The sequence below is a fragment of the Cobetia sp. MM1IDA2H-1 genome (genome assembly GCF_002916775.2).
Taxonomy (GTDB): domain Bacteria; phylum Pseudomonadota; class Gammaproteobacteria; order Pseudomonadales; family Halomonadaceae; genus Cobetia; species Cobetia marina.
On sequence record NZ_CM133225.1, the window covers coordinates 2,406,460 to 2,432,770 of the forward strand.

Here is a 26,311-nt window from a genome sequence, read left to right on the forward strand (position 1 = left end):
CTGCAGGAAACGTGACTGGCGATGACGAATCAGAAGCCGAAATCGCTCAACCCCGGGTGGTCATCGGGACGCCGCCCGAGCGGCCAATGGAACTGTCGCTCGCTTTCAGCAATCGGATGTTCATTGATGCTTGCGTGGCGGTGGATCATCAGGCCCTGCTCATCAAACTGCCAGTTTTCATTGCCGTAGGCGCGGAACCACTGGCCGCTGTCGTTGCGGTACTCGTAGGCATAACGCACGGCAATGCGGTCGTCTGTCGTCGCCCACAGTTCCTTGATCAGGCGGTACTCAAGCTCGCTTGCCCACTTGCGAGTCAGGAAGGCCACGACCTCATCACGCCCGGTCACGAATTCGGCCCGATTGCGCCAACAGGTTTCCGGGGAATACGCCAGCGCAACCTGCTGGGGATTGCGACTGTTCCAGCCGTCTTCGGCGAGACGCACCTTCTGAGCAGCACTTTCCGGGGTGAACGGTGGCAAGGGATGACGTGGAAGATTTGCAGACATGGCATCGACTCCAGCGATTGGGGGGATCAGACACATATTGGATAGGCGCATCTCCACGGTACTCTCCCCGCCATGGCGCTAGAATCCTCACCAAACACAATTCATTATTCCATCCGATGACAATAATCGCCGTGAACAGGAGCCAGCAATGGACCGACTGCAGACACTGGAGGTCTTCGTGGCCGTGGCGGATACCGAAAGCTTCGCGGCAGGCAGCCGCGCGCTGGGCATGAGCGCTCCCTCGGTGACACGCGGCATCAATGCCCTGGAAGCCCGCCTGGGCGCACGCCTGTTCACGCGCACCACGCGCCGCGTGCGCCTGACCGAGATCGGTGAGCGATATCTGGAGGATGCACGGCGCATCCTGGCGGAACTTCAGGCAGCGGAGGATGGTGTCAGCGGCGCCGCGACACGTCCTACCGGCGTATTGCGCATCACCTGCCCCACCGAGTTCGGCCGCATCCACGTGATGCCGCTACTGATGGAGTATCTGGAGCACTATCCCGAGATGCGCGCCGAAGTGGTGATGGTGGACCGCGTGGTCAACATGATCGAGGAAGGCTTCGATATCGCCGTGCGCATCGGCTCACTGCCCTCTTCGGGGCTCTCGGCACTTCGTGTGGGTAATGTGCGACGAGTCGTATGCGGCTCACCGGCCTATTTCGCCCGCGAAGGTATTCCCACCTCATTGGATGCGCTGACCACACAGCGCGTCATCGCTTCAAGCACACTGAACAACGGAAGGGAGTGGCGTTTCGGACAGGAGATGGAGCAACAGGCAAGGGTAAGCGCACAGCTAACGATGAGCAGCATTGCCGCCTGCATCGAAGCGGCGTGTACTGGTTGGGGGATTACCCGTGTGCTGTCCTATCAGGTCGGCGATGACCTCGCAGCGGGACGTCTGCAGGCCGTACTGGAAGAGCTCGAGCCACCACCGTTGCCGATTCATTTGCTGCATAGCGAGGGGCGCGGCGCAGTGGCCAAGGTACGTACCTTTCTGGATTTCGCCGCCGAGCGCCTGCGCGCCAATCCCGTACTGAATCCCTCACCGTCAGCGCGATTGACCGACTGAGCCTGCCTATGGCGGGTTGAAGGCCGTCATGTCCTGTTGCAGCAGGCCCAACAGGCGGTTGGCGCCCCCGCTCAATTGTCTTCCTAGACGGCTAATCAACTGCACATGTGGCGTGACGAACTGGGCTTCCTGCAACGGAATGCGGCACAGCCGTCCAGCATCGTCCTCCTCGGTGACCACGAATTCCGGCAGCAATGTCACTCCGCCATGCAAGGCGAACTGCTTGAGCATGGCAATGGCATTGCAGGTCAAGGTCGGGCTCAGCATCACGCCCGCCTGATGCTCCGCCAATGTCACCAGTTGGCGAATGCCGAAAGACACCTCCGGCAGTGCCAGAGAGTGACTGGATAGCTCTCCAAGCGCCAAGGGCTCACGCGTTTCACCCGAGCCCGCCGCACACTGCTGCGCCAGCGGATGCGCTGGATTGACCACTGCGCACACCGGTTGCGGTCGCGAAACATGCGTGCGGATCTTGGGGTCACCCGCTGGGTGAAACACCAGCCCAAGATGCGCTTCATCCTCGACGACCTGACGGATCACCTCATTGGTTCCGCACAGATTCACCTTGAGCTCGATGCCCGGATAGCGCGCGGAAAAGCGGCTCAATGGCCCTGCCAGACCCTCGATGAATCCCTCGCCGATTGCCAACACCAGCGAGCCACTCTGCAGCCCTTTCAATGACTGCAATGACTCGAGTAGCACTTCCTGCTGTGCCAGGCGCTGTCGATAGTATTCAAGCACCCGCTCCCCGGCCTCCGTCGGCTTCACCCCACGCCTGTGCCGCTCCAGCAGCGGCATGCCCAGCTCATGTTCCAGCTGGGTGATCTGTCGACTGACCGCGGAGGGCGCCACATTCAGGTAATCTGCCGCCGCACGCACGCTACCGAGTCTTGCCGCCTCAAAGAGATGCCCGATCCGCCGCTCCTGCACCTGACTCATGACGCCTCCAGCATTGCTTTTAAAGCAACATTAAAGTGAATTCTGGATTATTGCTGGAACGCAGAAGCCCTGTCCATACTCGAGTCACTGGGTGCTACTCCCCCTTTCACCACGACAGGAACCACACAATGACAACAACCGTCGGTGTCATCGGACTGGGCAACATGGGCGGCGGCATGGCCGCAACGCTTGCTCGCCATGACTTCCCCGTCTTCGGGTTCGATCTCTCACAGGCTGCGCGTGACAAGGCCGCTGCGGCAGGCGTCATACCGGTCAGTTCACTGGCAGAGCTGCTGGACAGGATCGACGTCGTGATCCTGTCACTGCCCAAGGCTGAACACGTGGAACAGCTGTGTCTGGGCAAGGCAGCGGGACAGACAAATGGGCTGGACGCCTCAAGTCTGATGGCCCTGGGCAAGCCGGGATTGATCGTGATCGACACCACTACCTCGACTCCCGAGACCAGTCGCAAGGTGGCGGCGGCGCTGGCGAGTCGCGACATCGACTTCATCGATGCCCCAGTGTCCGGCGGCCCCAAGGGCGCGGCGAGTGGCAGCATGTCGATGGTGATTGGCGCCGAGGAGGAAGTGCTGGCCCGCGCCATGCCGGTACTGGAAGCCATGAGCGGCAGCCGCGTACACGTCGGCAGCTGTGGGGCGGGCAACGTCGCCAAGATCGCCAACAACATGCTCGCGGCCTGTCATCTGATCAGCACGGCGGAGGCCGTCTCAATGGCCGCCAAGGCAGGCGTATCGCCGGAGAAATTGATGGAAGGCCTTAACGCGGGTTCAGGTCGCAGTGGTGCAAGTCAGGTCATGTTCCCCAGCTGGGTGATCAACAAGGCCTTTGATTCCGGCTTCACCATGGGCCTGATGCGCAAGGATGTCGGGCTGGCCAGTGATCTGACGGCAGAACTGGGGTTGGCGCTTCCGCTCTCCAGTACCGTCGCGCAGCTCTGGGATGAGAGCCGCGCGACGCTGGATGACAGCGAAGACTTCTGCGCCATCGTGCAACGCACTGACCCGACCCTCTTTGGCCACGGAGAATAAGCCATGCTGACCCACGACATGACCCCGGAATTCTCAACGACTCAGCGTATCGCCGAGTTGATGCAGAATTTTCAGAACAGCAGCCAATCTCATGACGACAGTTTTATCGTCAGCAGCCTGATCGGTGGTGAGTTCATCACCGGCACGCGTGAGCCCATCGAGGTGCGCAACGCTCACGATGACAGCCTGATGCTGTCCTTCCCGGATGCCGATGCGTCTCAGGTCGCGCTTTCCAATGCCGCCACGCGCCAGGCACAACCGCAGTGGGCTGCCATGACCGCCCAGGCGCGTGGGCGCATCATCTATCAGATAGGCAGCCTGATTCGTGAGCAGGCCGAGGCACTGGCCGAGCTCGAGGCGCTGAGCGCCAACAAGCCGATTCGTGATGCTCGCGTCGAGGTGGCCAAGGTCGCCGAGATGTTCGAGTACTACGCGGGCTGGGCAGACAAGCTGCACGGAGAGGTAATTCCGGTCCCGACCTCACACCTCAACTACGTGACCTATGAGCCGCTGGGTACCGTGCTGCAGATCACGCCGTGGAATGCGCCGATTTTCACCGCCGGCTGGCAGATAGCCCCGGCCATCACCGCCGGAAATGCGGTGATCCTCAAGCCTTCGGAGCTGACGGCGCTGTCCTCGCTGGCCCTCGGTGTGTTGATCGAGCGCGCCGGCGTGCCACGCGGATTGGTCAACGTCATCGCAGGCTACGGCCATACCATTGGCCAGGCCTTCATCGCCGAGGGCGACATCCGCAAGGTGGTGTTCGTCGGCTCCCCCGCGACTGGCCGCCATATCGCCACCGCCGCGGCACAGCGCTGCATTCCCAGCGTGCTGGAGCTGGGTGGCAAGTCGGCCAATATCGTCTTCGAGGATGCCGATCTCGAGGTCGCCCTGCGTGGCGCTCAGGCGGCCATCTTCTCCGGCGCTGGTCAGAGCTGCGTGTCGGGTTCGCGCCTGCTGGTACAGGCCTCGATCTTCGAGAAGTTCACCACTGCACTGGCCGAGGCCGCCACGCAATTCACCCTCGGTGACTCGCAGGACCCGGCGACCCAGATCGGCCCGATCAACAACGCCAAGCAATACCAGCATGTGAAGTCGATGCTTGCCGGGGCCATCGAAGACGGCGCGCGCTTGGCGGATAGCTCAGCAGACCCCATCCCGGACACCGGCGGCTATCATGTTGCGCCGACGGTGCTGCTGGGCGACAACGCCATGACCTGCGCGCAGGAGGAGATCTTTGGCCCGGTGGTGGTCGCTATACCGTTCGAGGAGGAAGCCGACGCCATCCGCATCGCCAATGACAGTCGCTTCGGGCTGGCCGGTGCCGTCTGGACACGTGATGTGGGCCGCGCCCACCGCGTGGCACGTCAGGTGCGTGCGGGCACCTTCTGGGTCAATGGCTACAAGACCATCCATGTGAGCTCGCCCTTCGGGGGCTACGGCGAGAGTGGCTATGGCCGCTCCTCCGGATTGGATGCGCTGCGCGAATACAGCGAAGTGAAGAGCGTGTGGGTCGAAACCGCCGCCGAACCGGCCGCCAGCTTCGGCTACGGTGCCAGCCTGGAATAAGCTCTGCGCTTTGCACTGGGCGCATGACGGTGTCCACAACTTCAGCACTCACCTCGTCGCAAGGCGCCAATGATCAGGTCATTGGCGCCTTGCGACGTTTGGAGGGCATGCGTCAGCGTCATACCCCCATACACAACCCGCGTTTGCGGCAGCCCCCCGACAAGCCGATAAGGTAGTGAGCCATTTTGCATGTCATCACTCACCCAACAACAAGCACGAGGTAGCGGCGTATGGCGCGTTCCATTCGGCATCTGGTCTTCTGGCCAACCTTTCTGATACTCATCGCGGCGGTCAGTCTGAGCGCCTACGACAAGGACAGTTTCCTTGCCAACACCACGGCAATGAACAATTGGGTACTGGACCACTTTTCCTGGCTGTTCACCCTCGGCAGCGTCTATCTACTAGTACTGGCAGTCATCATCTATTTCTCGCGCCTAGGCAACATCCGCATCGGCGGGGAAGATGCCAAGCCGATGTTGAGCAAGGCACGCTGGTTCTCCATCACCCTATGCACCACCCTGGCGGTGGGTGTGCTGTTCTGGACCACGGCAGAGCCGCTCTATCACCTGATGAACTCGCCGGAATCGCTGGGACTGGAAGCCGGTTCCACTGACGCCATCCTGTTCAGCATGTCGACCATGTTCCTGCACTGGTCATTCACGCCCTACGCCATCTATGCCGTACCGGCGCTGGTCTTTGCACTGGCCTTCTACAACCGCCGCCAGAAGTTCTCCATCTCCAGCATGCTGGAACCGATATTCGGTTCGCGCATCACCCGCTACAGCGGTCTGATCGATGCGCTGGCACTCTACTCGCTGGTCGCCGGCATGGCTTCCACCCTGGGAACCGGTGCCCTGACCCTGGCCGGTGGCATCGGTCAGTACACCGATGGCGAGACGACTCCCCTGCTGCTGGGCATCATCATCTCCGTCATCGTGGTCACCTTCGTGCTGTCCGCCGCCAGCGGCCTGCAGAAGGGCATCGCACGCCTGTCATCCCTAAACGCCGGCCTGCTGCTGGTGCTCGGCGTCTTCGTGTTCGTGTGTGGCCCGACCATCTTCATGCTCAAGCTGGGCGTGGAATCCTTCGGTGTCTATCTGGACACCTTCTTCACGCGCAGCCTGTTCACCGGCGCGGCGGGCAATGACCCATGGCCGTACTGGTGGTCCATCTTCTACTGGGCCATCTGGTTCGCCTGGGCGCCGGTGACGGCACTCTTCCTCGGTCGTATCTCGTGTGGCTATACCGTGCGTGAATTCCTGCGCGTCAATCTGTTCTATCCGGCGCTGTTCGCCGTCGCCTGGATCACGATCTTCTCCAGCGCCAGCCTCTACTTCCAGCTGCACACCGCTATCGATCTCAACAGCGTGCTCAATGATCAAGGGGTCGAGCATGTGCTTTACTCGCTGTTCGACCAGCTGCCGCTGTCCGGCGTCTGGATTCCGCTGCTGCTGTTCATCGCCTTCGTGTCCTACGTGACCGCCGCCGACTCCAACACCGATGCCATCGGCAATCTGTGCACCCGTGGCCTGACCGCCGATAGCGAAGGCAATTCCGGGGTGCCGATGAAGGTCATCTGGGGTGGCATGGTCGGTATCGTCGCCTGGGTCATGACCAGTTCGGTGGGCATCGATGGCGTCAAGATGCTCTCCAATCTGGGCGGCCTGCCGGCCCTGATCATCATCCTGCTCGCCAGTGGTGCCATCTGGCGCTGGCTGAGCAACCCTGAACTGCTGAACGTCGAGGCCAATCCGCGTCGCGACGCTTCCGCTGCAACATCGCACGACAGCCAAGACTCCGCCGACATTCTCGACCAGAAGGCTCAGTGACATGCAGGTCAAGACCGACTTCCCGTATCCCGTCCGTGAAATCGAACACACGCTGATTCCGCTCTCCGATGGCACCCAGCTGGCCGCGCGCATCTGGCTGCCGGAGAGCACGGAACAGGCGCCGGTGCCTGCCATCCTGGAATATCTGCCGTACCGCAAGAACGACGGTACCGCACCGCGCGATGCCCTCACCCACCCGTACTTCGCTGGCCACGGCTATGCCTCAGTACGCGTCGACATGCGCGGCAACGGCGAGTCTGATGGACTGATGGAAGATGAATATCTGCCGCTGGAGCAGTCCGATGCGCTGGAGGTGATCGACTGGATCGCCAATCAGCCGTGGTGTACCGGCAAGCTCGGCATGATGGGTATCTCTTGGGGCGGCTTCAATTCGCTGCAGCTGGCGGCACACAAGCCGGAACCGCTCAAGGCCATCATCACCCTCTGCTCCACCGATGATCGCTACACGGATGACATCCACTACAAGGGCGGGTGTCTTCTCAACGAGAACCTGGCCTGGGCTGCCACCATGCTCAGCTTCTCCGCGGCCCCGCCGGATCCGCGCCTGGTCGGTGACAAGTGGCGCGTTATGTGGAAGGAACGTCTCGACGAGATGCCGCTGCTGGCCGAGACCTGGCTGTCGCATCAGCACCGCGACGACTACTGGAAGCAGGGTTCCATCAATACTGATTACGCCGATATCGAAGCGGCGGTCTATACCATCGGTGGCTGGGGCGATGCCTACAAGAACACCGTCGGGCGGATGATGGAAAACCTGAGCTGCCCGCGCAAGGCGCTGATCGGCCCGTGGATTCACAAGTATCCGCACTTCGCGGTACCCAATCCGGCCATCGGCTTCCTGCAGGAAGCGCTGCGCTGGTGGGACCACTGGCTGAAGGGTGAGGAAAACGGCGTGATGGACGAGCCGTCCGCCACCTTCTACCTGCAGGACTCCCTGCCGCCGAAGACGATGTATGCCGAGCGTCCGGGACGTTGGGTACAGACGGATGGCTGGCCCGCCAGCGATGTCGAGATGCACCAGATGTCTCTGAGCGAGTCAGGCCTGAGCGACAATGCACGCCAGGGCCAGCAGGCGCTGGCCAGGCCAGTCGTGGTGGATTCCCCGCTCACTGCTGGCCGTCATCAGGGCGAGTATTGCGCCATCTGGTTCGGGCCTGACCTGCCGGCTGACCAGCGTCTCGATGATGCGCTGGCCGTGTGCTTTGACAGTGAACCGCTCGACGCGCCGCTGGATATCCTCGGCAAACCCAAGGTCACGTTGACATTGGCCAGTGACCAGACCTGCGGCCAATTGGCAGTGCGCCTGAGTGACGTGCAGCCGGATGGTCAGGTCGCACGCATCACCTACGGCGTGCTCAACCTCAACCTGCGTGATCATGACACTCCGCAGACAGTGGTACCGGGCGAGCCCATCGAGGTGGAGCTTGAACTGGACATGGCGGGCTACCGGATTCCGGCCGGCCACCGTCTGCGCGTGGCCCTCGCGACCGCCAACTTCCCGATGGTGTGGCCGGCGGCCAGACGTGCGGCACTGACCCTGCAGCCGGGCCTGCAATCACTCGAGCTGCCGGTCTTCACCGGCGAGGCCGTGGCCAACCCCTTCGAGGCACCGGAATCCGCGCCACCGGCCAACATCAGCGAGCAGCGCGAGGCCAAGCCCAGCCGCAGCGTGGTCGAGGACGTGGCGACCGGAGAAATCACCACCATCGTCGCGGATGACCTGGGGGCGATGACCTTCGAGGATACCGGCATGCGTGTCGAGCATCGCTGCACCGAGCGCTATACCACGCATCCGGAAGATGCCGATCGTACGCGTGCCGAGATCGTCTGGCATTACCGCGCCGGACGCGATCAGCACGGGCGTGACAGTGCCCTGGGCGAGACCACCCCGGGCCAGTTCGACATCCGTGTCGAGAGTCACTACCGCATGCGCTGCGACGCCGAGAACTTCTATCTCGAAGCCGAGCAGATCGCCTGGGAAGACGACAAGGAAGTCCATCGTCGTGACTGGCAACGCACGGTGCCACGCACCTCTGTCTGAGCGGGCTGCCGCATGAGCTGAATGCACCACGAGCCTCACGGGTCGTCATGCTATCCTTGGCCGAGCCATTCCACGCTCTGCTCCAAGGACTCGCATGCCGGCCCGTGATGCCCTCCCTCCGCTGCAATGTCTGCGCGCCTTTGAAGCCGCTGCCCGCCACGGCAGCTTCACGCAGGCCGGACGCGAGCTCAACCTGACCCAGAGTGCCATCAGCCGACAGATCAAGCGCCTGGAGGATGACCTCGGCCGTCCGCTGTTCGAGCGAGATCCCGAGGGCCTGCGCCCCACTCCCGCCGGGGAAGACTATTACCGCGTGATTCGACGCGTGCTGCGCGATCTCGCCGATGAAACCACTCGCCAGCGCCGCCGTGGCAATGAGCGCCAGCTCACCCTCGCCACCAGCCCGACCGTCGCCTCCACCTGGCTTGCCCGCAGGCTGACCGACTTTCGCGACGCCCACCCCGACATCGAACTGCGTATCCTGACGGTGGAAGACCCCTACCGCCTGGACCTCGCCGAATTCGATCTCGGCATCTACTACCACCTCAGCAACGAGATCGACCCGCCCGGCCTGAGTGCAGAGGCCATCTTCCATGAGGAAGATGTCATTGCCGTCTGCAGCCCCGCCTATCTCGAGCGCTACGGCCCCATTCACGACGCCGAGGACATGCTCGCCAACCACACCCTGCTGGTAGTCGAGGACTTCTTCAAGGACTGGCTGACCTGGCAGCACTGGTATCAATCGCTAGGCCTCGACTGGCAGTCACCCGCCCACAGTCTGCGTGCCAACAGCTATCAGCTGCTGATCCATGCCGCCTTCGCCGGACAGGGGGTCATCCTGTGCTGGTCGCGCCTGCTCGGTGAGGACATTGCTGCAGGCCGGCTGGTCAAGGCATTGCCACATGCCTTGACCAGTATCGGCACCTTCTCGCTGCTCACCCCTCAGCATCGCCACATGAGTCAGGCCGCACAGCGCTTTTCCCGCTGGTTGCTGGGGCAGCGCCCGCCTCAAGAGGCAGGCCATGAAGACGATGAGAGCGCTGCTGCCAGGCCGCCAGCTCCGCCGTCAGATAGGGCATGAAGCGCTGCCCCTGACGCGAGACGGGATGAAAGCGCGAGGTGACCAGCGCGACGTCCAGATTGATGGTCGGTGTGAAGGGCACGATGCGAAGATGGCAATCACGGCGCGCCAGCATCGCCTCCGCCGTGACCGGATCGATCAGGGCGATCCCCAGCCCTTCGTTGACAAGCATCGCGACCGAGGGAAACAGATGGGTCTCGATGCTCGCCTGCAGTGTCATGCCGGCATGTTGGAAGGCACGCGCAAGTTTCAGAGTGCTCTGGTGATGCTGGTCCAGCGTGATGATGGTTTCCCCGGCCAGGTCCGCAGGGCTCAGTGACGCCTTCTCGGCGAGAGGATTGCCTTCGGGAACCGCAAGCGCCATGCACAGCCGGTACTCCTCGAGCACCAGTTCCTCGATGGCGGCATCCGACTCGATCACGCCGAGATCGAACTGGCCCTCAGCGACCCACTCGGCGATCTTGCGCGAGCTGAACGTCTGCAACGACAGGCGGCTGTCAGGGAAGTCGACGAGATAGCGCGCCATCACTCGGGGCATCACAGTGGGAGACAACCCCGGCATCGAGGCCACGGTGAGCTTGCCGGCATGGCCGTCACGCAGACCATCGGTCAACTCATCAAGGTGGCCCACCGAGGCCAGCACCTTGTCGACCCCTTCGGCCAGATGGACGGCTTCCGGCGTCAACTGGGTGCCATAGTGGTTTCGCCGAAAGAGCAGAAAGCCGACTTCACTTTCCAGATTGGTGATCGCCGTGCTCACGGCAGGCTGAGTGATGGCCAGACGACGCGCTGCCTGGGAGAGACTACCCGTGCGTACCACTTCCTGAAAGATCTGCAATTGACGCAAGTTGTGTCTGAGTTTCATGACGGCTGGGCTCTCATCTCATGGCAGGGCTCTGATGGCAGAGCTCTCGCGGTGGGGCACTCATGTCTGGAGTCTCGAGACTAGTCTCCCTCGGGCAGACCCTAAATTATTCTTATGACTTAATAGATCTCCTTTAGTTGTGTTTATACCCCCTGTGGGAGGAAGCTGACTAGACCCTCATAACCAACAACAAAGGGCCACAGACAATGCATATGATCGACCTCATGGGGCTATTGCTGTATTTCGCGATATTGCTCTACATCGGCTACCGCAGTGCCAAGAAAACGTCCAGCAGTGCCGACTTCGCCGTCGCCGGCAACAAGATCATCTGGCCGGTGCTGTTCGCCACGCTCGCCGCTTCCTTCCTCGGCGGGGGCGCCTCGATGGGCCGCGCCGGCAAGGCCTTCGATGAGGGCTACGCCTTCATGTTCGCGGCCTCCGCCTTCCCCATCGCCACCATCATCGCAGGCCTCTACATCGCACCGCGCCTCAAGCGCTATGCGGGCGCCCAGACGGTCGGTGACATCATGGCGCATCACTATGGTCGCAGCGCCCGCCTGCTAACCGGCATCTTCTCGCTGATCTTCTGCGTCGGCATCCTCGGCGCTCAGGCGCTGGCCATCGGCACCGTCTTCAATGCCATCCTGGGCATCGAGATCAGCACGGGCATCCTGATCGGCATGGCGGTAGTACTGGTGTACTCCACGGCCGGCGGCATGTGGGCCGTGATCCAGACCGACGTGGTGCAGTTCGTGATGCTCGCGGTCTTCCTGCCCATCACCATGATCGTCGGACTCGACAAGATCGGTGGCCCAGATGCCCTGATCGCCGCGCTGCCCACCGAGCACTTCAGCCTCATGGGCGATTACACGCCGCTGATGTTCATCAGCATCTTCATCGCCTTCCTGCTCGGCGAGACCCTCGTCCCGCCCTACACCCAGCGCGCCCTGTCGGCACCGGATTCCCGTCATGCCAAGATCGGCTACTCGCTGGCCGGCGGCTTCGGTCTGCTGTTCTATGCCGTCAGCTCCACCATCGGCCTGATCGCGCTGGTGCTCTATCCGCAGATCTCGCCGGATCAGGCGATGCCGGAACTGATTCGTGACGCCCTGCCGCTGGGCCTGACCGGTCTGGTGCTCGCCTCACTGCTGGCCGTGGTGATGTCGACGGCGGATTCCTACCTGAACTCGGCAGCGGTCATCTTCGTGACCGATATCTACAAGCCCTTCATCAATCCTGCCATGTCCGGCAAGCAGCAATTGTGGATCGAGCGCGGCGTCAATCTGGCCATCGGGCTGGGCGCCATCGTCTTCGCGCTTTACGCCACCTCGATCATCGATGCGCTGCTGCTGAGCTACGCGCTGTGGGCACCGACCATCCTGCTGCCGTTCATCTTCGCCGTGCTGTTCAAGATTCGCTGCAAGCGTGCCGGCATCGCCGCGATGCTCGCCGGGGCACTGGCCACCAGCGTCTGGAAGTGGAGCGGCCTGGAGCTTGAGGCATTAAGCGGCATCACACCGCTGATCGCCGGCGTCATCGCCAATATCGTGGTCTTCACCCTCGTCTATCAGTTCTTGAACGCGGCGCCGGACCACAACGGCAATAATGCCCCGACCCAGCCCACCCACTCCTGAGGACCTGACCATGTTCGGACTGACCCTGTATGTGATCTGCCTGCTGAGCATCCTCACCGCCGTGGGCATCGCCATCGCCTCCTGGAAGTTCTACCGCGACAACTGAGCCATCGGCAGGGCCTGCGCCGCTCGACCATGAGTTTTTCAGGCCCTGTTATGGCCCTGACACGGCCCTGCCATCGTCTTCACCACGCCGATCATGTCGGGCAATCCGCCCGGCATGACCGGCAAAGAGAGTACGCGCGATGACCCCGCAATCCTCCGCCGCCGAAGCGGCGAGTCACGCCAGCATTGCCGTCATTGGCGCCGGCATCATCGGTCTGGCGACCTGCCGCGCCTTGCAGGCACGTGGCTATCACGTTCGACTGTATGACCCGAATCCCATCGGCGAAGGCACCTCCTTCGGCAATGCCGGCCTCATCGCCAACTACGCCACCTCACCGATGGCCAGCGGCGATACCCTGCGTCAGCTGCCGGGTCACCTGCTGAGCAGGCAGCCCTCCCTTGCCATCGCCCTGCGCCACACGCCTGCCCTCGTGGACTTCGGCTGGCGTTTCCTCAAGGCGGCAACGCCCTCCAATTTCCAGCGCCACAAGGCGGACCTGATCGCCCTGCTGGCCAATGCCGTCGAACGACAGCATGCCCTGATCGATGACCTGCAGACCAAAACGCCCACTGCACTGGCCAGCCAGACAGGTTGCCTGCAGATCCAGCGCGACACCGCCATCACCCCGGCATCGCTTGAGAAGATGGCCCAGGCGAAACGTCACGACGGAGTCGAATGTCAGGCACTGGGCGCAAACCAGCTGCGGGATTTGGAACCGTCGCTCAACTCGAAGGGACTGGCAGGCGGCCTCTACTACCCTGATACCCGCCATCTCACCAGCCCGCTGTCACTCAGCCGCCAGCTCTTCGCCCAGCTCGAAGAAGGCGGTCTTGAATGGACGGCGCAGCAGGTCGTTGCCCTCACACCGCTTTCCAGTGGTGGCTGGCGCATCGATACCGCCACCACCTCGCAGGAGGTCTCGCATGTGGTGATCTGCGCCGGTATCGCGAGCAATACGCTGCTGGCAGGGCTCGGCAAGCGACTGCCGGTGGTCAGCGAGCGCGGCTATCACATCGAACTCGCCACCTCGCTGCCACTCTCACGCCCGGTGGGCTGGCTGGCGCACCACTTCTACGCCTCGCCCATGGCCGCAGGCATTCGCCTGGCGGGCACCACCGAGTTCTGCGCGCCATCGCGGCCCGCCTCCCCGCAGCGCTGGCAAGCCCTCAAGCAATGGGGTGAGACACTCTTCGGTCAGCCGCTCGACGTCGCCCGCCACTGGGTGGGCGTGCGCCACTCCACCCCCGATGGCCTGCCAGTAGTGGGAGAAATGCCTGGATGCCCCGGCCTGCTGCTCGCCTACGGGCACGGCCATCTGGGCCTGACACTCTCAGCCGAGACGGGCGACCTAGTGGCCCGGATGGTGGCAGGCGAGCCCCTGCCGGAGTACACGCATAGCCTGTCACCGGTCAGGTTCTGCCAATGATCTCGCCTATCTGAGAGAGCTGGGTGAATGGCCTGGCCCATGAACGTGAAAGCCCCTGACAGGCGAACCTGTCAGGGGCTTCTTGTCTCTAGCGTCAGCGCAGAGCTTGTCAGCGCAGGCCACTTCAGCGAAGACCAAGTCACGGCTTGCCAGAAGGCCCTTCACACCCGTTCTTTCAGGAAGATGGTGGTTGTGGACGCACAGGCTGGGACGCGTACTCGACGCCATGCGCCTGCAGATACTCGCGGATCAACTGACGGACGACCTGAGACGGCGTCTGATCCTGCGAGGCACACAGCTGCTCGAAGGCCTGCTTCTTGTGCGGGTCAATCATCAGGGTCAGGCGTGCGGTCTTCTTTTCCATCTTCAGCTCTCCCGAAATCATTAACATCAGATGGTAATGCCGGGACGCCGATACCGACAAGCCAATCCTTGTGAACCCGCGTCGAACCTCCGGGTAAGCGAATGACGATCATGCCAATTACATGTTAATGTTTTTATCATGTGATTAGCATATGATCATGACAGGGCAGTCCGTCACAGACGGCTGGCCTGCTGTCGCCTGGCGCAGTGACATGTTCGGACATGCCACGCCATGCCCTGAAACGGCCAGCACCAGGTTCAGCGTCGAGATCCCCTCCGCGAGGACCCGTCCCGATGACCTCCAAGCGCTCTCCCATGCGCCTGCCCCCGATTGCCACCGGCCTGCGCAGTGCATGGCACTCAGGCTACGGCCTCACCGATCTGCGTCAGGACATCTTGGCCGGGTTGACCATCGGCACCGTGGCAGTGCCGCTGTCCATGGCACTGGCCATCGCGGCCGGGATCGCGCCACAGCATGGCCTCTACACGGCCATCGTCGCGGGGGCAATCATCGCCATGACGGGCGGCTCACGCGTCAACGTCTCCGGGCCCACTGCGGCCTTCGTGGTGATCCTGTTTCCCATCGTTCAGCAGTACGGACTCGGCGGCCTGTTGATTGCCACCATGATGGCGGGGGCGATTCTGATACTACTGGGGCTGACTCACATGGGACGGCTGATCCAGTTCGTGCCCTATCCGGTCGTGCTCGGTTTTACCGCCGGCATCGCCGTGGTGATCGCCGTCCTGCAGGTGCCTGACTTTCTGGGTCTGAGTGTCGGCCAGCTCAGCGAGCACTTCGTCGAGAATGTCGGGCATATTCTGGCCGCCCTACCGACGCTGAATCCTCATGAACTCTCCATCGGGGTCTTTTCACTGGCCGTCATGCTGCTGTGGCCACGCCTGCACCTGCCCATCCCCGCACCACTGGTCGGCTTGGTCGTCGGCGCACTGGCGGCCCATACTCTCGAACTCGCCATCGGCGGCGACACTCAGGGCCCGCTGGTGGAAACCATCGCCTCCCGCTTCAGCTGGGAAGCGGCGGACAGCAGCGGCACGGGCATTCCGCCCATCGCCCCAACGCTGGTGGCTCCCTGGCAGCTGCCCGGCGCGGATGGCCAGCCGCTGACACTGGATTTCGAGCTGATCCGTGCACTGATGGGGCCCGCCATCGCCATTGCCATGCTGGGGGCGATCGAATCCCTGCTGTGCTCGGTGGTATCCGATGGACTGACGCGAACGCGCCATGACCCGGATGCGGAGTTGATCGGCCAGGGCCTGGGCAATCTGATAGCGCCGTTGTTCGCGGGCATCACGGCCACTGCCGCCATCGCACGCACCGCCACCAACATTCGCTGCGGAGCCCGTTCACCACTGGCGGCAGTGGTGCATTCCGCGGTGGTACTGCTTGCGGTGATCGCACTGGCGGATCTGCTGGGCAAGGTGCCGATGGCGACATTGGCGGCACTGCTGTTCATCGTCGCCTGGAACATGAGTGAGGCTCGCCACTTCGTGCATAGCCTGCGTTCCGCCCCGGGAGGCGATGTGGCGATCCTGTTGATCTGCTTCGGCCTCACCGTGCTGTTCAACATGGTGCTGGCGGTGGCAGTCGGCGTCGGTCTGGCGGCGGCGTTGTTCATACGCCGCATGATGCAGCTGACGCAGACCCGCCAGATCACCGACACGCCACAGGGCGAGGCGCTTCGCCAGACACCATGCGAGGGAAGCGACAGCAGCGCCATCGCGCTCTACGATATCGATGGCCCCCTGTTCTTCGGCGTGGCCGAGAAGGCGCTGACCTCACTGCGCCTGGTCGATGATAGGGTCCGGGTCGTGATTCTCGACATGAGCGATGTACCGAGCATGGATGGTACGGCCATCGTGGCCCTGAAATCCCTGATCGATGACATGCGCCACCAGCACGTGGCGCTGGTCCTGTCGGGGCTCCCCAGCCATCTGATCGTCAAGCTGCGCCGGGCCGGCATTCGCAAGCGCACGGGAGAACTGACCTGGTGCCGCAACCTGCCGCGCGCCTTCGCGGTCGCACGGCGCTGGCTGGCAGACAAGTGACGAGCGCAGCCATCACGGGGTCAGCATTGCTCTCCAGAGACGACAATGCCTCTGACCGGGAATGATCAGAGGCATTGTCGTGGAGCTGAAATGGCAGGTGGAGCGCCCGCACCCTGTGAAGCTAGGGCGTGTGCACCCCCTCGAACATGCGCCGACGCGCCCCCTCGAGATGGGCTCGCATGGCGCTTTCCGCGGCGGGGGAATCCTTGCCGGCGATCGCATCGATGATCGCCTGATGCTCATCCTGGACGATCCGCAGGCGCTCTTCGGAGGCACGCAGTGACAGACCGCGCGTCAGATTCATGCCTTCCTTGATGCTCTGATTCAGCGAACGCAGCACGGTGGCGTAGTAGTGATTGCTGGCGGCTTCGGTAATCGCGAGGTGGAACTCGAAGTCTTCCTCGGAGGCGCGATCATGATTGAGGTTGGCCTGATTGATGGCCTCGAAACGCTGACGTATGTGCTCCAGCTGCTCTGGCGTGCGCCGCTGCGCGGCGAGGCCCGCCGCACTGGCCTCGACATTAGTGCGAAACTCGAAGCAGCGTTGTATGTCGGCGATGCTTGAGATCCGTGCGAACTCGAGCACGGCACTGTCAGGCCGATTGATGACGAAACTGCCAGACCCTCGCCGCGACACGACGAGATTGTCCTCGCGCAGACGCGCCAAGGCATCCCGCAGTACCGGACGGGATACCTCATACAGCTCGCAGAGGCGCGCCTCGGTCGGCAGCTTCTTGTTGACGGGATAGTCACCGCTGATGATGGCGGCGAGTATCTTCTCGTAGACCACCAACGACAGTGAATGCTTGGCTGCGTCACTCATCGTGTCATGTCGCCCTTTCTCATCACTCTTGGTCCACCTTCAGGCATGTCAGATGGTGTGCGATTCTACCGGAAACCCTGCCGCATGAGGAAAGGCTACGGGGCAGCTCCCTCAATGGGTGCTCCCCCGCAGGTCCCTCTCGGTCCGACGCGTCATCTCACTCAGGCATCCTGAGGGAGTTCCGATGCCGGTGTCTGCGGTACTCGACGCCCTGCTTTCACCCCGTTCACGATGATCATGGTCCAGACCGCCACTGCGGCAATCGCCAGCACCATGGCGATGGGACGATCCACGAAGGCCGTCAGATCCCCATTGGACTTGAGAATCGAGCGCATGAAGTTGCTCTCGACGATCGGCCCCAGAATCACCGCCAGAATCATCGGCCCGACCGGGAAGTCGTTCTCGGCCATGAAGAAGCCCACCAGCCCGATACCAAGCATGATCCAGATATCGAACATCGCATTGTTGGCTGCGAACGCCCCGACGATGCAGAACATCAGGATCAGCGGGAACAGGATACCGGTGGGAATCGACAGGATGTGTCGCGCCCCACGGATCGCCATGAAGCCCAGCGGCAACAGCAGCAGATTGGCCAGCACGAAGACCATGAAGATGGCATTGACCAACGGTGCCTGGTCGACGAAGACGTCAGGACCCGGCGTGATGCCCTTGGTCATCAGGACGCCGATGATGATCGCCGTGACCGTATCCCCCGGAATCCCGAAGACCAGTGCCGGAATATAGGCCCCGGACAACGAGGCATTGTTGGCGGAACTGGCCGAGACCAGGCCTTCTGGATGCCCCTTGCCAAACTTCTCCGGAGTCCTGGAGAGCTTGCGACTCACGGCGTAGCTGATCCAGGACGCGATATCGGCACCGGCGCCCGGCAAGGCCCCGATCACGGTCCCCAGGGCACCGCCGCGAACGACACCGCCCTTGTATTTCCAGAGCGCTGCGCCAACGCCTTCGAAGGGACGCTTGATGACGGGCGGCACCAGCGGCGCGGTATTGCGGGTTTCCGGCATGCGACGGATCAGCTCGGAAATCGCGAACAGTCCGATCAGCACCGGCAGAATGGAGATACCGGCCAGCAGGTCATAGTTGCCGAAGGTGAAACGCATCTGACCCGAGACGCTGTCCATGCCCACCATCGCGATGACCAGACCCGCTAGCATCGAGATCCCGCCCTTGAGAGGGTCACTGCCGGAGACGAGGATCGCGCAGGAAAGCCCCAGCAGCGCCAGCCAGAAATATTCGTCACTGGTGAACTGGATGGCGAACTCGGCAATGCGCGGCGCGAAGAAGGCCAGGATCAGCACCCCGATCACCCCACCGATCATCGAGCAGGTCACGTTCAGCCCCAGTGCCAGCCCGACCTTGCCCTGCTTGCCCATCGCGTAGGCTTCCTCGGTATAGACCGCCGAGGCCGGTGTGCCGGGAATCCTCAATAACGCCCCGGGAATGTCGCCGGCCACGATGGCCATGGCAGTCGCGGACACGATGGCGGCGATGGCCGGCAGCGGCTCCATGAAGAAGGTGACCGGCACCAGCAGTGCCGTGGCCATGGTGGCCGTCAGGCCAGGGATGGCGCCCATGAAGAGCCCGAAGAGGGAGGCTGCCAGAATGATCAGCATCACTTCCCACGTGAACACCATCGTGGCGGCTTGCAGTAAGTCACTCATCAGTAGATCACCTTTTCCAGCAGGCCCAGCTCTAGCGGAACGTGCAGCAATTGGCCGAAGACTTCCCAGATCACTCCCGTGGCCACCAGCGCGATACCTCCGGCAGGCAACCAGCGACGATGATGGAAGGCATAGAGCAGCAACGTGAGCAGCACGAAGGACACCACCGGGAAACCGATGACTGGCGTCAGGTAGATATAGGCCACGATGGAGGTACAGATGGCCGCCAATGTCATGATGAAGGTGATCAGTGGCACAGGGTGCTGCCAGGCAAACCAGACTTCACGATTGCGCAGCCCACGGACGAGCAGGATGGCCCCGAACAGCATCAGCAGTGCGCCGATGACCGTGGGAAAGGTACCGGCCCCATATTCCTGGCGCGGCAGGTTCTTCAAGTCGAGGGAGGCATATATGACGGCAGCCCCGAAGGCTGCCGTCACCACACCCGTGACCTTGTCGTTGGTACGCATGTGCGGTTACTCATGAAGACTCAGGAAGAAACGGTCGAACACGCTGAATGGCAGACGCTCACGGCGACCCGCGCGTTCAGTTGGCCAGACCCAGCTTTTCGATGGTGGCAGCGTTCTTCTCATCCTGATCTTTCATGAAGGCACGGAAACCTTCGGCATCTTCCCAGACGGTGCCGTAACCGCGACCGGACATGAAGTCCTGGAACTGCTCGGACTTCCAGACCTTCTCGGTGGCTTCTGACAGGCGTGCGGTCACCTCTTCCGGCAGGCCCTTGGGCCCGACCAGGCCACGCCAGGAGCCCTGGATCCAGTCATCACCCGTGACTTCCTTGACGGACGGAATGTCTTCAAAGGAATCGACACGATCATTGGCCAGCACCGCCAGCGCCTTGACGCGTCCGGACTTGCGCATGGACTCGATTTCCGGAAGCGAGGAGAACACGATATCCACACCACCGGCTGCCAGCTCCTGCAGACCCGGCGCGGCACCTTCACTGGGCACCAGTGTCACGTCATTCGGATTGATGCCCTGCTGATCCAGGAAGCCGGCGAAGGACAGATGATAGGCAGCCCCGGGCGCGGAGCCGGAGACGGTGTAATCGCTCGGATTGGCCTTCAGCGCCGATAGGGCATCATCCAGGGTCTTCCACTCGGAATCGGCGTTCACCGTGAAGGAGGCGTAATCCAGGTTCAGCAGCGCGATGGGCGTGAAGTCCTCATAGGACAGCTGCGCGGTGCCGATATGCTGATAGGTGGCAATCTCTGCGGTGCCAAGCCCCAAGGTGTAACCGTCGGGGCGCGCCATCTTCATGGACATGTGACCCACCACCCCGGAACCGCCGGTCTTGTTGACCACATTGACAGGCTGACCGAGCTCTTCCTGAAGACCCGCCGCCAGCTGACGGCCGACCGCATCGCTGCCACCACCGGCAGACCATGGCACGATCAGCGTGATGGGCTTGTAAGGGTAGTCAGCTGCCATCACCGCGGAGGCGGACAGGGTCAGCACGGAGGCACAGAGGACTTGTGACAATTTACGCATGGCGAAGACTCTCTCGTTGTCTTGTTATGGAGGCGTTGCGTGGCTATGTCTGTTGCAGCATTGCAGCGTGGGACAGCGTCATGAAGGTTGGCGTTGGCTGCCCCAGGCACTGAGATCAGTGTCAGCGGGATGCACGAATTTTACAAGTTATGACAACTTGAACTTTAGACCAATCCAAAAATGAGCATCAGGAGGGAGGTAAGGGTTGGCTGTCGTAGGGGTCTGACGGGATCTACCTCTAGGATAGCCGAACCGGGCCAGCGAGACCCTTATCCAATGGCCGCAATCCACGGCGTATCCTGCGCATGTCCGACCACGACCAACCTTTATAACTTATTGATTTTACTTATTTATCTGTCAATCAACGACAAATCACCCTTTCCTTCATTCCAGGAAATCTCGCCTACCCTACCCCGAAACCAGCCCGCGTCCTGCCAGGTGCCATTGGCGGGTGATCCAGAGATACCCAACGGAGAACTGCACTAAAGCACTACTCGCCAGTTGTCATTATTTGTTTGTCGATCGTGTCTGCCTGGGCTAAGGTGACTCGTGCCGAGAGGGAGCCAATGCTCGCCGCAACTTCCTCCACCTTTCATTCGCCATGCCGCCTCCAAGAGCGTACGGCTTTCCACCGTCAGGAATCCCACATGTTCACCGATCTCAAGCAGAAGAAAGTCCTCATCACCGGCTCCACCAAGGGTATTGGTCTGGCAGCCGCCGTGGCCTTCGCCCGTGAAGGGGCAGTGGTCGGCATCAACAGCCGCCAGCAGGATGACGCCGCTCGCGACGCCATCGCCCAGATGGAAGCCACAGGCGCCCGCTTTGAATATTTCGCGCGCGACCTGTCCACCAGCGAAGGCTGCGCTGCACTGGTAGAAGACTTCACCAAGGCCTTCGGCGGCATGGACGTGCTCGTCAACAACGCTGGTGGCCTGGGCGTGCGTGCCGGACTCGAGAGCCTGGATGATGCCGCCTTCGACCTGGTGATGGATCTGAACCTGCGCTCCGCGATCATGACGACCAAATATGCCATGCCGCATCTGAAGGCCTCCGCCAAGGATTCCGGCACCACCGCCAGCGTCATCAGCACCGGCTCCATCGCGGGCCGCGAGGGCGGTGGTCTCGGCGCCTCCCTGTACGGCGGCACCAAGGCCATGTTGCACAACCTGCACCGCAACTGGGTGAAGGAATTCACCAAGGACAACGTGCGCTTCAACATCGTGTCGCCGGGCACCATCGATACCGTCTTCCACGCCGACAAGAGCGAAGAGCTGCGTGCCAAGATCGCCGGCAGCATCGCCATGGGCCGCTTCGGCACCTCCGAGGAATGTGCACCGACCTTCCTGTTCCTCGCCTCCCACGCCACCAGTGGCTACATCACGGGCCAGGTGATCGACATCAATGGCGGCCAGATGTGCCCGTGAGGCATACCGCCCACGACGGCATCGCGCCCATGAGACGCGCCCCAGCAGCCTGAATGTCTCGCCCTCGGCCTCATGACATGTCGGCACGCAACAGTCCCGCCATGCACCGTCAGTCGAGACGAGCATTCCCTTGTCCCGCGTCGCGCCCCATGAGGGCGATGGAGGCGGGACATTCCGGACTGTGCCCACGAAAAGAACGCCCCACGAAAAGAGAGACGCCTTATGTCACCTTCCGATCAGACGACACTGCGCGGCCACCAGATCATCGGACAGCAGAGTCTGCTGGCCGACGGCAAGCCGGTACACGCCATCAATCCTGCCAGCGGTGAGCGCCTGGCGCCGGGCTATCCGGCCGGTGGTGCCCGTGAGGTGGAGCTGGCCTGCCAGCTGGCACACGACGCCTTTGACAGCTTCCGGGAAACGGATGCTGAAACCCGCGCCGGCTTCCTCGAGGCCATCGCCGAGGAAATCGAGGCCATCGGCGAGCAGATCACCGAGCGCGCCCTTCAGGAAACCGGCCTGCCGCGGGCTCGTCTGGAAGGGGAACGTGGCCGTACCTGCGGTCAGCTGCGCCTGTTCGCCGGCGTCGTGCGCGCCGGTGAGTGGCTGGATGTGCGCATCGACCCGGCCATGCCGGAACGCAGCCCGATGCCGCGCGCCGACCTGCGCCAGCGTCGCATCGGCCTCGGCCCTGTCGCCGTCTTCGGGGCCAGCAACTTCCCGCTGGCCTTCTCGGTAGCCGGTGGCGATACCGCCTCGGCACTGGCGGCTGGCTGCCCGGTCATCGTCAAGGCACACTCCGCTCACCCGGGGACGTCCGAGCTGGTCGGCGGCGCCATCCAGCGCGCCGTGACACGTTGCAACCTGCCGGAAGGCGTCTTCTCGCTGCTCTACGGCAGCGGCAACACCTTGGGTCAGGCACTGGTCAATGATCCGCGCATTCAGGCCGTGGGCTTCACCGGGTCACGCAGTGGCGGTACCGCACTGCTCAAGACCGCCCAGGCACGTCCTCAGCCGATCCCGGTCTACGCCGAGATGAGCAGCATCAACCCGGTACTGCTGATGCCGGCCGCGCTGGAAGCCCGCGCCGAAGGGCTGGGACAGGCCTTCATCGCCTCGCTCAACATGGGCGCCGGCCAGTTCTGCACCAACCCGGGACTGGTGCTGGCCCTCGAAGGCGAAGCGCTGGAGCGTTTCCTCAAGACCGCCGCCGACAATGTCGCGGCCAGTGCCTGCCAGACGATGCTGACGCCGGGCATACACGACGCCTACCGGGGTGGCGTGGAGAAGCTCTCCGCCCTGCCCCAGGTACAGGAAGTCGCACGCGGCGCACTGGATGGCGACAACGCAAGTCCGTGTCAGACCGCGCTGTTCCGCACCACCGGCAGCGACTTCCTGAGTGAAGCCGCATTGCAGGAAGAAGTCTTCGGTGCCAGCTCGCTGGTCATCGCCTGTCGCGATCTGGACGAGATGCGTGCGGTCTGCGAGCACCTGGAAGGCCAGCTGACCGCCACCCTGCACCTGGACGATGCCGATATCGACGCCGCCCGCACCCTGATGCCGGTGCTCGAGCGTCGCGCCGGTCGCATTCTCGCCAATGGCTGGCCGACGGGTGTCGAAGTCTGTCAGGCGATGGTACACGGTGGCCCCTGGCCGGCAACCTCTGACAGCCGCACCACCTCGGTGGGCAGCGCGGCCATCGAACGCTTCCTGCGCCCGGTGTGCTACCAGGATCTGCCCGAGGCACTGCTGAGCCCGACCCTGCGTGACGGCACCCAGGGCCTGCCGCGTCTGGTGGACGGCAAGCGCCAGCTCTGAGTCATTGCCCAAGTGACGTACAGTGAGTGACGTCTGACCGACAATACGCAGTACGGCAATTTCCATGACGGCGCGGCTTCGCCAGCCGTGTCGTCATGCAGGACAAGCACAAGGAACGGCTCCAACTACACAGGACACGCCATGATGTCTGAGCAAGCCAACGCGTCATCGACGCCCGCCTCTTTCTCTTCTTCCTCGCCACTGGAAATCCTCGCCTTTGGCGAAGCGATGGCGCTGCTGGTCGCCGAAAGCGAGGGCGATCTTGCACAGGTCTCGCACTACGAGCGACGCATCGCCGGCGCCGATACCAACGTGGCCATCGGCCTCGCCCGGCTGGGATTTCATGTCGGCTGGCTGAGCCGCGTGGGCGACGACAGCCTCGGACGCTATCTGCGCCAGACCCTGGAAGACAACGGGCTGGACTGTCGCCACCTGACCCGCGACGGCGATGCCCCTACCGGCCTGATGTTCAAGGCACGCGCCAGCCAGGGGGAAGATCCGCATGTCGAGTATTTCCGTCAGGGCAGCGCCGCCAGCCGCATGAATGCCAGTGACGCCGATGGCATCGACTTCAGCGCCCTGCGCCACCTGCATGCCACCGGCATTCCGCCGGCCATCTCCTCCAGCTGTCGTGAACTATCGTTCCATCTCTTCGAACAGGCCCGCCAGTCCGGTGCCAGCATTTCCTTCGACCCCAATCTGCGCCCTACCCTGTGGTCAAGCGAGCAGGAGATGCGCGACACCCTCAATCAGCTGGCAAGCCGCGCCGACTGGGTGTTGCCGGGGCTTGCAGAAGGCGAGCGACTGACCGGCCAGAAGACGCCTGAGGCCATCGCCGGCCACTATCTCGAGCAAGGTGCCAAGGCCGTCATCATCAAGCTGGGCCCTGAGGGCAGCTATTACCGCGGGATGATCGGCGGCCAGGAAGCCGCCTTCAGCGTTCCGGGCCTGCGGGTCGACAAGGTCGTCGATACCGTGGGGGCAGGCGACGCCTTTGCGGTAGGTGTCGTCAGCGCACTGCTTGAAGGGCTCTCCCCGAAAGACGCCATGCATCGCGCCAATCTGCTCGGCAGCCGTGCCGTTCAGGTGCGGGGTGACATGGAGGGCCTGCCGGATCGCGCGACGCTCAAGGCGCTCGAAGCGGGTAATGCCGTCAGCGTGTCCTGAGTTCGCGGCCGGTTTTCGGTGATACACCCAGTGGTGACACAACCAGTGATGACACGACCAAGGGTGACACACTCCTGACGGCAGTCTGCCGGTCAGTTCATCGCCCACGCTCTCAAGGAGGCAAGGATGCATGCACAGCACTACTCGGCCCGAGGTAACAGCCATATGACAAGTGACGCAGACGAGTGCGTGACCCGCCGCAAGGTTGTGGTGCTCAAGGCGCTGGATGAGGAGCAGATGGCCACCCTGCGCGAGCGGCATGACGTCGTGCTGCTGGAGGGGCATGACAGCGCCGAGGCGCTGGATGCGGCACTGCACGACGCCCTGCACGATGCCCATGGACTCATCTGCTCTGGACACAGGATCACGGAAGCGCTGCTGGATGCCGCCCCCGCACTGCGGGTGATCTGCACGGTCTCCGTGGGCTATGACAACTACCCGCTTGAAGCGATGGACGCGCGCGGCATCCTGCTGTGCAACACCCCGGACGTGCTGACCGAGACCACTGCCGATGTCGGCTTCCTGTTGATCATGGCCACGGCACGACGCGCGGTGGAGCTGGCCAACATGGTGCGCGACGGCCAATGGACACGTGGCCTCACACCGCCTCACTTCGGTACGGACGTGCACGGCAAGACACTCGGCATGGTGGGCATGGGCCGCATCGGCGCGGCGATCGCGCGGCGCGGTGCACTCGGCTTCGGCATGCGGGTCCAGTACTCGAATGCCTCCCCCAAGCCTGCGCTGGAGAGCGAACTGGGCGCGAGCCGCGTCGAGCTGGACACCTTGCTAAAGACCAGCGATTTCGTCTGCGTCACCGTCCCGCTCAGCGAGCAGACCGAACGCCTGATCGGCAGGCGTGAGCTGGAACTGATGCCCGCCAGCGCCATCCTGATCAACATCGCCCGCGGGCGTGTCATCGATGAAGCGGCCTTGATCGAGTGTCTCGAGCGTGGCGGTATCCGCGGCGCCGGGCTGGATGTCTTCGAGCAGGAGCCGCTTCCGGCAAGTTCACCGCTGACGCGCCTGCCACAGGTCGTGGCACTGCCGCACATCGGCTCTGCCACCCATGAGACACGCCGCGCCATGGCGCAGCGTGCGCTGGACAACCTGCTGTTGGCACTGGCGGGGAAATCGCCGCTGAGTGCGGTCAATGAAGCCAGCTGGACGCGCCGGTAGACCGTTGGCCGGCAGTCCGGTGGCTGGCAGACCTGTGACGCCGCCCCTTCGACACATGGCTGCCAGACCAAAGTGCTGAGGGGAGCGCGGGCGAATTGCTCTATGCTCTGGACATGGATTTGGAACCATCCAAAAACG

At 62.8% G+C, this 26,311-nt stretch carries 20 protein-coding genes and 1 pseudogene; 13 read left to right on the forward strand and 8 right to left on the reverse strand.

The window, feature by feature from the left end:
• Positions 1 to 29 precede the first annotated feature (29 nt).
• Positions 30 to 506 carry a nuclear transport factor 2 family protein gene (locus BOH68_RS10240; protein WP_077377544.1) on the reverse strand — a complete coding sequence of 159 codons (477 nt, stop codon included), beginning with the start codon at positions 504 to 506 and terminating at the stop codon, positions 30 to 32.
• A 148-nt stretch (positions 507 to 654) separates the two neighbouring features.
• Between BOH68_RS10240 and BOH68_RS10245 the strand changes: the two genes are divergently transcribed.
• Positions 655 to 1,578 (forward strand): LysR substrate-binding domain-containing protein, encoded by a 924-nt coding sequence (locus BOH68_RS10245; RefSeq protein ID WP_077377547.1) that lies wholly within the window; start codon positions 655 to 657, stop codon positions 1,576 to 1,578.
• 6 nt (positions 1,579 to 1,584) lie between these two features.
• Here the strand turns inward: BOH68_RS10245 and BOH68_RS10250 are convergent, their stop codons facing one another.
• Positions 1,585 to 2,517 (reverse strand): LysR family transcriptional regulator, encoded by a 933-nt coding sequence (locus BOH68_RS10250; RefSeq protein ID WP_077377550.1) that lies wholly within the window; start codon positions 2,515 to 2,517, stop codon positions 1,585 to 1,587.
• Between the two features lie 128 nt (positions 2,518 to 2,645).
• On the opposite strand from BOH68_RS10250, the gene BOH68_RS10255 reads away from it, so the two are divergent.
• The 5 genes from BOH68_RS10255 to BOH68_RS10275 all read left to right on the forward strand — a co-directional run bounded on the left by BOH68_RS10255 (position 2,646) and on the right by BOH68_RS10275 (position 10,107).
• Positions 2,646 to 3,566, forward strand: a complete 921-nt coding sequence (locus BOH68_RS10255) for an NAD(P)-dependent oxidoreductase (protein ID WP_077377553.1) — start codon at positions 2,646 to 2,648, stop codon at positions 3,564 to 3,566.
• Positions 3,567 to 3,569: 3 nt separating this feature from the next.
• The gene (locus tag BOH68_RS10260) at positions 3,570 to 5,135 is read left to right on the forward strand and encodes an aldehyde dehydrogenase family protein (RefSeq protein WP_258038305.1); all 1,566 of its coding nucleotides are present in this window, start codon (positions 3,570 to 3,572) and stop codon (positions 5,133 to 5,135) included.
• A gap of 230 nt (positions 5,136 to 5,365) precedes the next feature.
• Entirely contained in the window at positions 5,366 to 6,964 is a 1,599-nt protein-coding gene (locus BOH68_RS10265; RefSeq protein WP_077377555.1) for a BCCT family transporter, read from the forward strand.
• 1 nt (position 6,965) lies between these two features.
• On the forward strand, positions 6,966 to 9,026 hold the full coding sequence (locus BOH68_RS10270) for a CocE/NonD family hydrolase (protein WP_077377558.1): 2,061 nt from the start codon (positions 6,966 to 6,968) through the stop codon (positions 9,024 to 9,026).
• Between the two features lie 94 nt (positions 9,027 to 9,120).
• Entirely contained in the window at positions 9,121 to 10,107 is a 987-nt protein-coding gene (locus BOH68_RS10275) for a LysR substrate-binding domain-containing protein (protein WP_077377561.1), read from the forward strand.
• A 34-nt stretch (positions 10,108 to 10,141) separates the two neighbouring features.
• Here BOH68_RS10275 and BOH68_RS10280 read toward each other — a convergent pair.
• Positions 10,142 to 10,972, reverse strand: a pseudogene (locus BOH68_RS10280) (LysR family transcriptional regulator); the annotation flags it as partial.
• A 206-nt stretch (positions 10,973 to 11,178) separates the two neighbouring features.
• On the opposite strand from BOH68_RS10280, the gene BOH68_RS10285 reads away from it, so the two are divergent.
• Both BOH68_RS10285 and BOH68_RS10290 read left to right on the forward strand, forming a co-directional pair.
• Positions 11,179 to 12,606, forward strand: coding sequence for a sodium:solute symporter family protein (locus tag BOH68_RS10285; RefSeq protein ID WP_077377567.1), 1,428 nt, complete (start codon positions 11,179 to 11,181; stop codon positions 12,604 to 12,606).
• 245 nt (positions 12,607 to 12,851) lie between these two features.
• Entirely contained in the window at positions 12,852 to 14,138 is a 1,287-nt protein-coding gene (locus BOH68_RS10290) for an NAD(P)/FAD-dependent oxidoreductase (protein WP_077377570.1), read from the forward strand.
• A gap of 175 nt (positions 14,139 to 14,313) precedes the next feature.
• On the opposite strand, the gene BOH68_RS10295 is transcribed toward BOH68_RS10290, so the two are convergent.
• Positions 14,314 to 14,502, reverse strand: coding sequence for a CopG family transcriptional regulator (locus BOH68_RS10295; protein ID WP_077377572.1), 189 nt, complete (start codon positions 14,500 to 14,502; stop codon positions 14,314 to 14,316).
• A 293-nt stretch (positions 14,503 to 14,795) separates the two neighbouring features.
• Here BOH68_RS10295 and dauA point away from each other — a divergent pair, with 293 nt between their 5' ends.
• Positions 14,796 to 16,568: a C4-dicarboxylic acid transporter DauA gene (gene dauA / locus BOH68_RS10300; protein WP_077377575.1), complete on the forward strand. Its 1,773-nt coding sequence runs from the start codon at positions 14,796 to 14,798 to the stop codon at positions 16,566 to 16,568.
• Between the two features lie 121 nt (positions 16,569 to 16,689).
• Here dauA and BOH68_RS10305 read toward each other — a convergent pair whose 3' ends face one another.
• The 4 genes from BOH68_RS10305 to BOH68_RS10320 form a co-directional block, all read right to left on the reverse strand.
• Complete coding sequence (locus BOH68_RS10305) at positions 16,690 to 17,391, reverse strand: FadR/GntR family transcriptional regulator (RefSeq protein WP_077377578.1); 702 nt, start codon at positions 17,389 to 17,391, stop codon at positions 16,690 to 16,692.
• A gap of 161 nt (positions 17,392 to 17,552) precedes the next feature.
• A complete protein-coding gene (locus tag BOH68_RS10310) occupies positions 17,553 to 19,073 on the reverse strand; it encodes a tripartite tricarboxylate transporter permease (RefSeq protein ID WP_258038306.1) in 1,521 nt (506 codons plus the stop codon).
• Entirely contained in the window at positions 19,073 to 19,543 is a 471-nt protein-coding gene (locus BOH68_RS10315) for a tripartite tricarboxylate transporter TctB family protein (protein ID WP_077377581.1), read from the reverse strand. Before BOH68_RS10315 ends, BOH68_RS10310 begins: the two co-directional genes overlap by 1 nt.
• Before the next feature lie 76 nt (positions 19,544 to 19,619).
• Positions 19,620 to 20,585 carry a Bug family tripartite tricarboxylate transporter substrate binding protein gene (locus BOH68_RS10320; RefSeq protein ID WP_077377584.1) on the reverse strand — a complete coding sequence of 322 codons (966 nt, stop codon included), beginning with the start codon at positions 20,583 to 20,585 and terminating at the stop codon, positions 19,620 to 19,622.
• Positions 20,586 to 21,232: 647 nt separating this feature from the next.
• Here BOH68_RS10320 and BOH68_RS10325 point away from each other — a divergent pair.
• The 4 genes from BOH68_RS10325 to BOH68_RS10340 all read left to right on the forward strand — a co-directional run bounded on the left by BOH68_RS10325 (position 21,233) and on the right by BOH68_RS10340 (position 26,173).
• Positions 21,233 to 22,009 (forward strand): SDR family NAD(P)-dependent oxidoreductase, encoded by a 777-nt coding sequence (locus tag BOH68_RS10325; RefSeq protein WP_054557138.1) that lies wholly within the window; start codon positions 21,233 to 21,235, stop codon positions 22,007 to 22,009.
• 222 nt (positions 22,010 to 22,231) lie between these two features.
• Complete coding sequence (locus BOH68_RS10330) at positions 22,232 to 23,827, forward strand: aldehyde dehydrogenase (NADP(+)) (RefSeq protein WP_077377587.1); 1,596 nt, start codon at positions 22,232 to 22,234, stop codon at positions 23,825 to 23,827.
• A gap of 144 nt (positions 23,828 to 23,971) precedes the next feature.
• Positions 23,972 to 24,994, forward strand: coding sequence for a sugar kinase (locus BOH68_RS10335; RefSeq protein WP_077377674.1), 1,023 nt, complete (start codon positions 23,972 to 23,974; stop codon positions 24,992 to 24,994).
• A gap of 165 nt (positions 24,995 to 25,159) precedes the next feature.
• A complete protein-coding gene (locus BOH68_RS10340) occupies positions 25,160 to 26,173 on the forward strand; it encodes a 2-hydroxyacid dehydrogenase (RefSeq protein WP_077377677.1) in 1,014 nt (337 codons plus the stop codon).
• Positions 26,174 to 26,311 lie beyond the last annotated feature (138 nt).

What these genes read in the sequence shown, in the direction of transcription:
- BOH68_RS10240 (WP_077377544.1), bottom strand. Translation starts at nt 506, where the DNA reads ATGTCTGCAAATCTTCCACGTCATCCCTTGCCACCGTTCACCCCGGAA.
- BOH68_RS10245 (WP_077377547.1), top strand. Translation starts at nt 655, where the DNA reads ATGGACCGACTGCAGACACTGGAGGTCTTCGTGGCCGTGGCGGATACC.
- BOH68_RS10250 (WP_077377550.1), bottom strand. Translation starts at nt 2,517, where the DNA reads ATGAGTCAGGTGCAGGAGCGGCGGATCGGGCATCTCTTTGAGGCGGCA.
- BOH68_RS10255 (WP_077377553.1), top strand. Translation starts at nt 2,646, where the DNA reads ATGACAACAACCGTCGGTGTCATCGGACTGGGCAACATGGGCGGCGGC.
- BOH68_RS10260 (WP_258038305.1), top strand. Translation starts at nt 3,570, where the DNA reads ATGCTGACCCACGACATGACCCCGGAATTCTCAACGACTCAGCGTATC.
- BOH68_RS10265 (WP_077377555.1), top strand. Translation starts at nt 5,366, where the DNA reads ATGGCGCGTTCCATTCGGCATCTGGTCTTCTGGCCAACCTTTCTGATA.
- BOH68_RS10270 (WP_077377558.1), top strand. Translation starts at nt 6,966, where the DNA reads ATGCAGGTCAAGACCGACTTCCCGTATCCCGTCCGTGAAATCGAACAC.
- BOH68_RS10275 (WP_077377561.1), top strand. Translation starts at nt 9,121, where the DNA reads ATGCCGGCCCGTGATGCCCTCCCTCCGCTGCAATGTCTGCGCGCCTTT.
- BOH68_RS10285 (WP_077377567.1), top strand. Translation starts at nt 11,179, where the DNA reads ATGCATATGATCGACCTCATGGGGCTATTGCTGTATTTCGCGATATTG.
- BOH68_RS10290 (WP_077377570.1), top strand. Translation starts at nt 12,852, where the DNA reads ATGACCCCGCAATCCTCCGCCGCCGAAGCGGCGAGTCACGCCAGCATT.
- BOH68_RS10295 (WP_077377572.1), bottom strand. Translation starts at nt 14,502, where the DNA reads ATGGAAAAGAAGACCGCACGCCTGACCCTGATGATTGACCCGCACAAG.
- dauA (WP_077377575.1), top strand. Translation starts at nt 14,796, where the DNA reads ATGACCTCCAAGCGCTCTCCCATGCGCCTGCCCCCGATTGCCACCGGC.
- BOH68_RS10305 (WP_077377578.1), bottom strand. Translation starts at nt 17,391, where the DNA reads ATGAGTGACGCAGCCAAGCATTCACTGTCGTTGGTGGTCTACGAGAAG.
- BOH68_RS10310 (WP_258038306.1), bottom strand. Translation starts at nt 19,073, where the DNA reads ATGAGTGACTTACTGCAAGCCGCCACGATGGTGTTCACGTGGGAAGTG.
- BOH68_RS10315 (WP_077377581.1), bottom strand. Translation starts at nt 19,543, where the DNA reads ATGCGTACCAACGACAAGGTCACGGGTGTGGTGACGGCAGCCTTCGGG.
- BOH68_RS10320 (WP_077377584.1), bottom strand. Translation starts at nt 20,585, where the DNA reads ATGCGTAAATTGTCACAAGTCCTCTGTGCCTCCGTGCTGACCCTGTCC.
- BOH68_RS10325 (WP_054557138.1), top strand. Translation starts at nt 21,233, where the DNA reads ATGTTCACCGATCTCAAGCAGAAGAAAGTCCTCATCACCGGCTCCACC.
- BOH68_RS10330 (WP_077377587.1), top strand. Translation starts at nt 22,232, where the DNA reads ATGTCACCTTCCGATCAGACGACACTGCGCGGCCACCAGATCATCGGA.
- BOH68_RS10335 (WP_077377674.1), top strand. Translation starts at nt 23,972, where the DNA reads ATGTCTGAGCAAGCCAACGCGTCATCGACGCCCGCCTCTTTCTCTTCT.
- BOH68_RS10340 (WP_077377677.1), top strand. Translation starts at nt 25,160, where the DNA reads ATGACAAGTGACGCAGACGAGTGCGTGACCCGCCGCAAGGTTGTGGTG.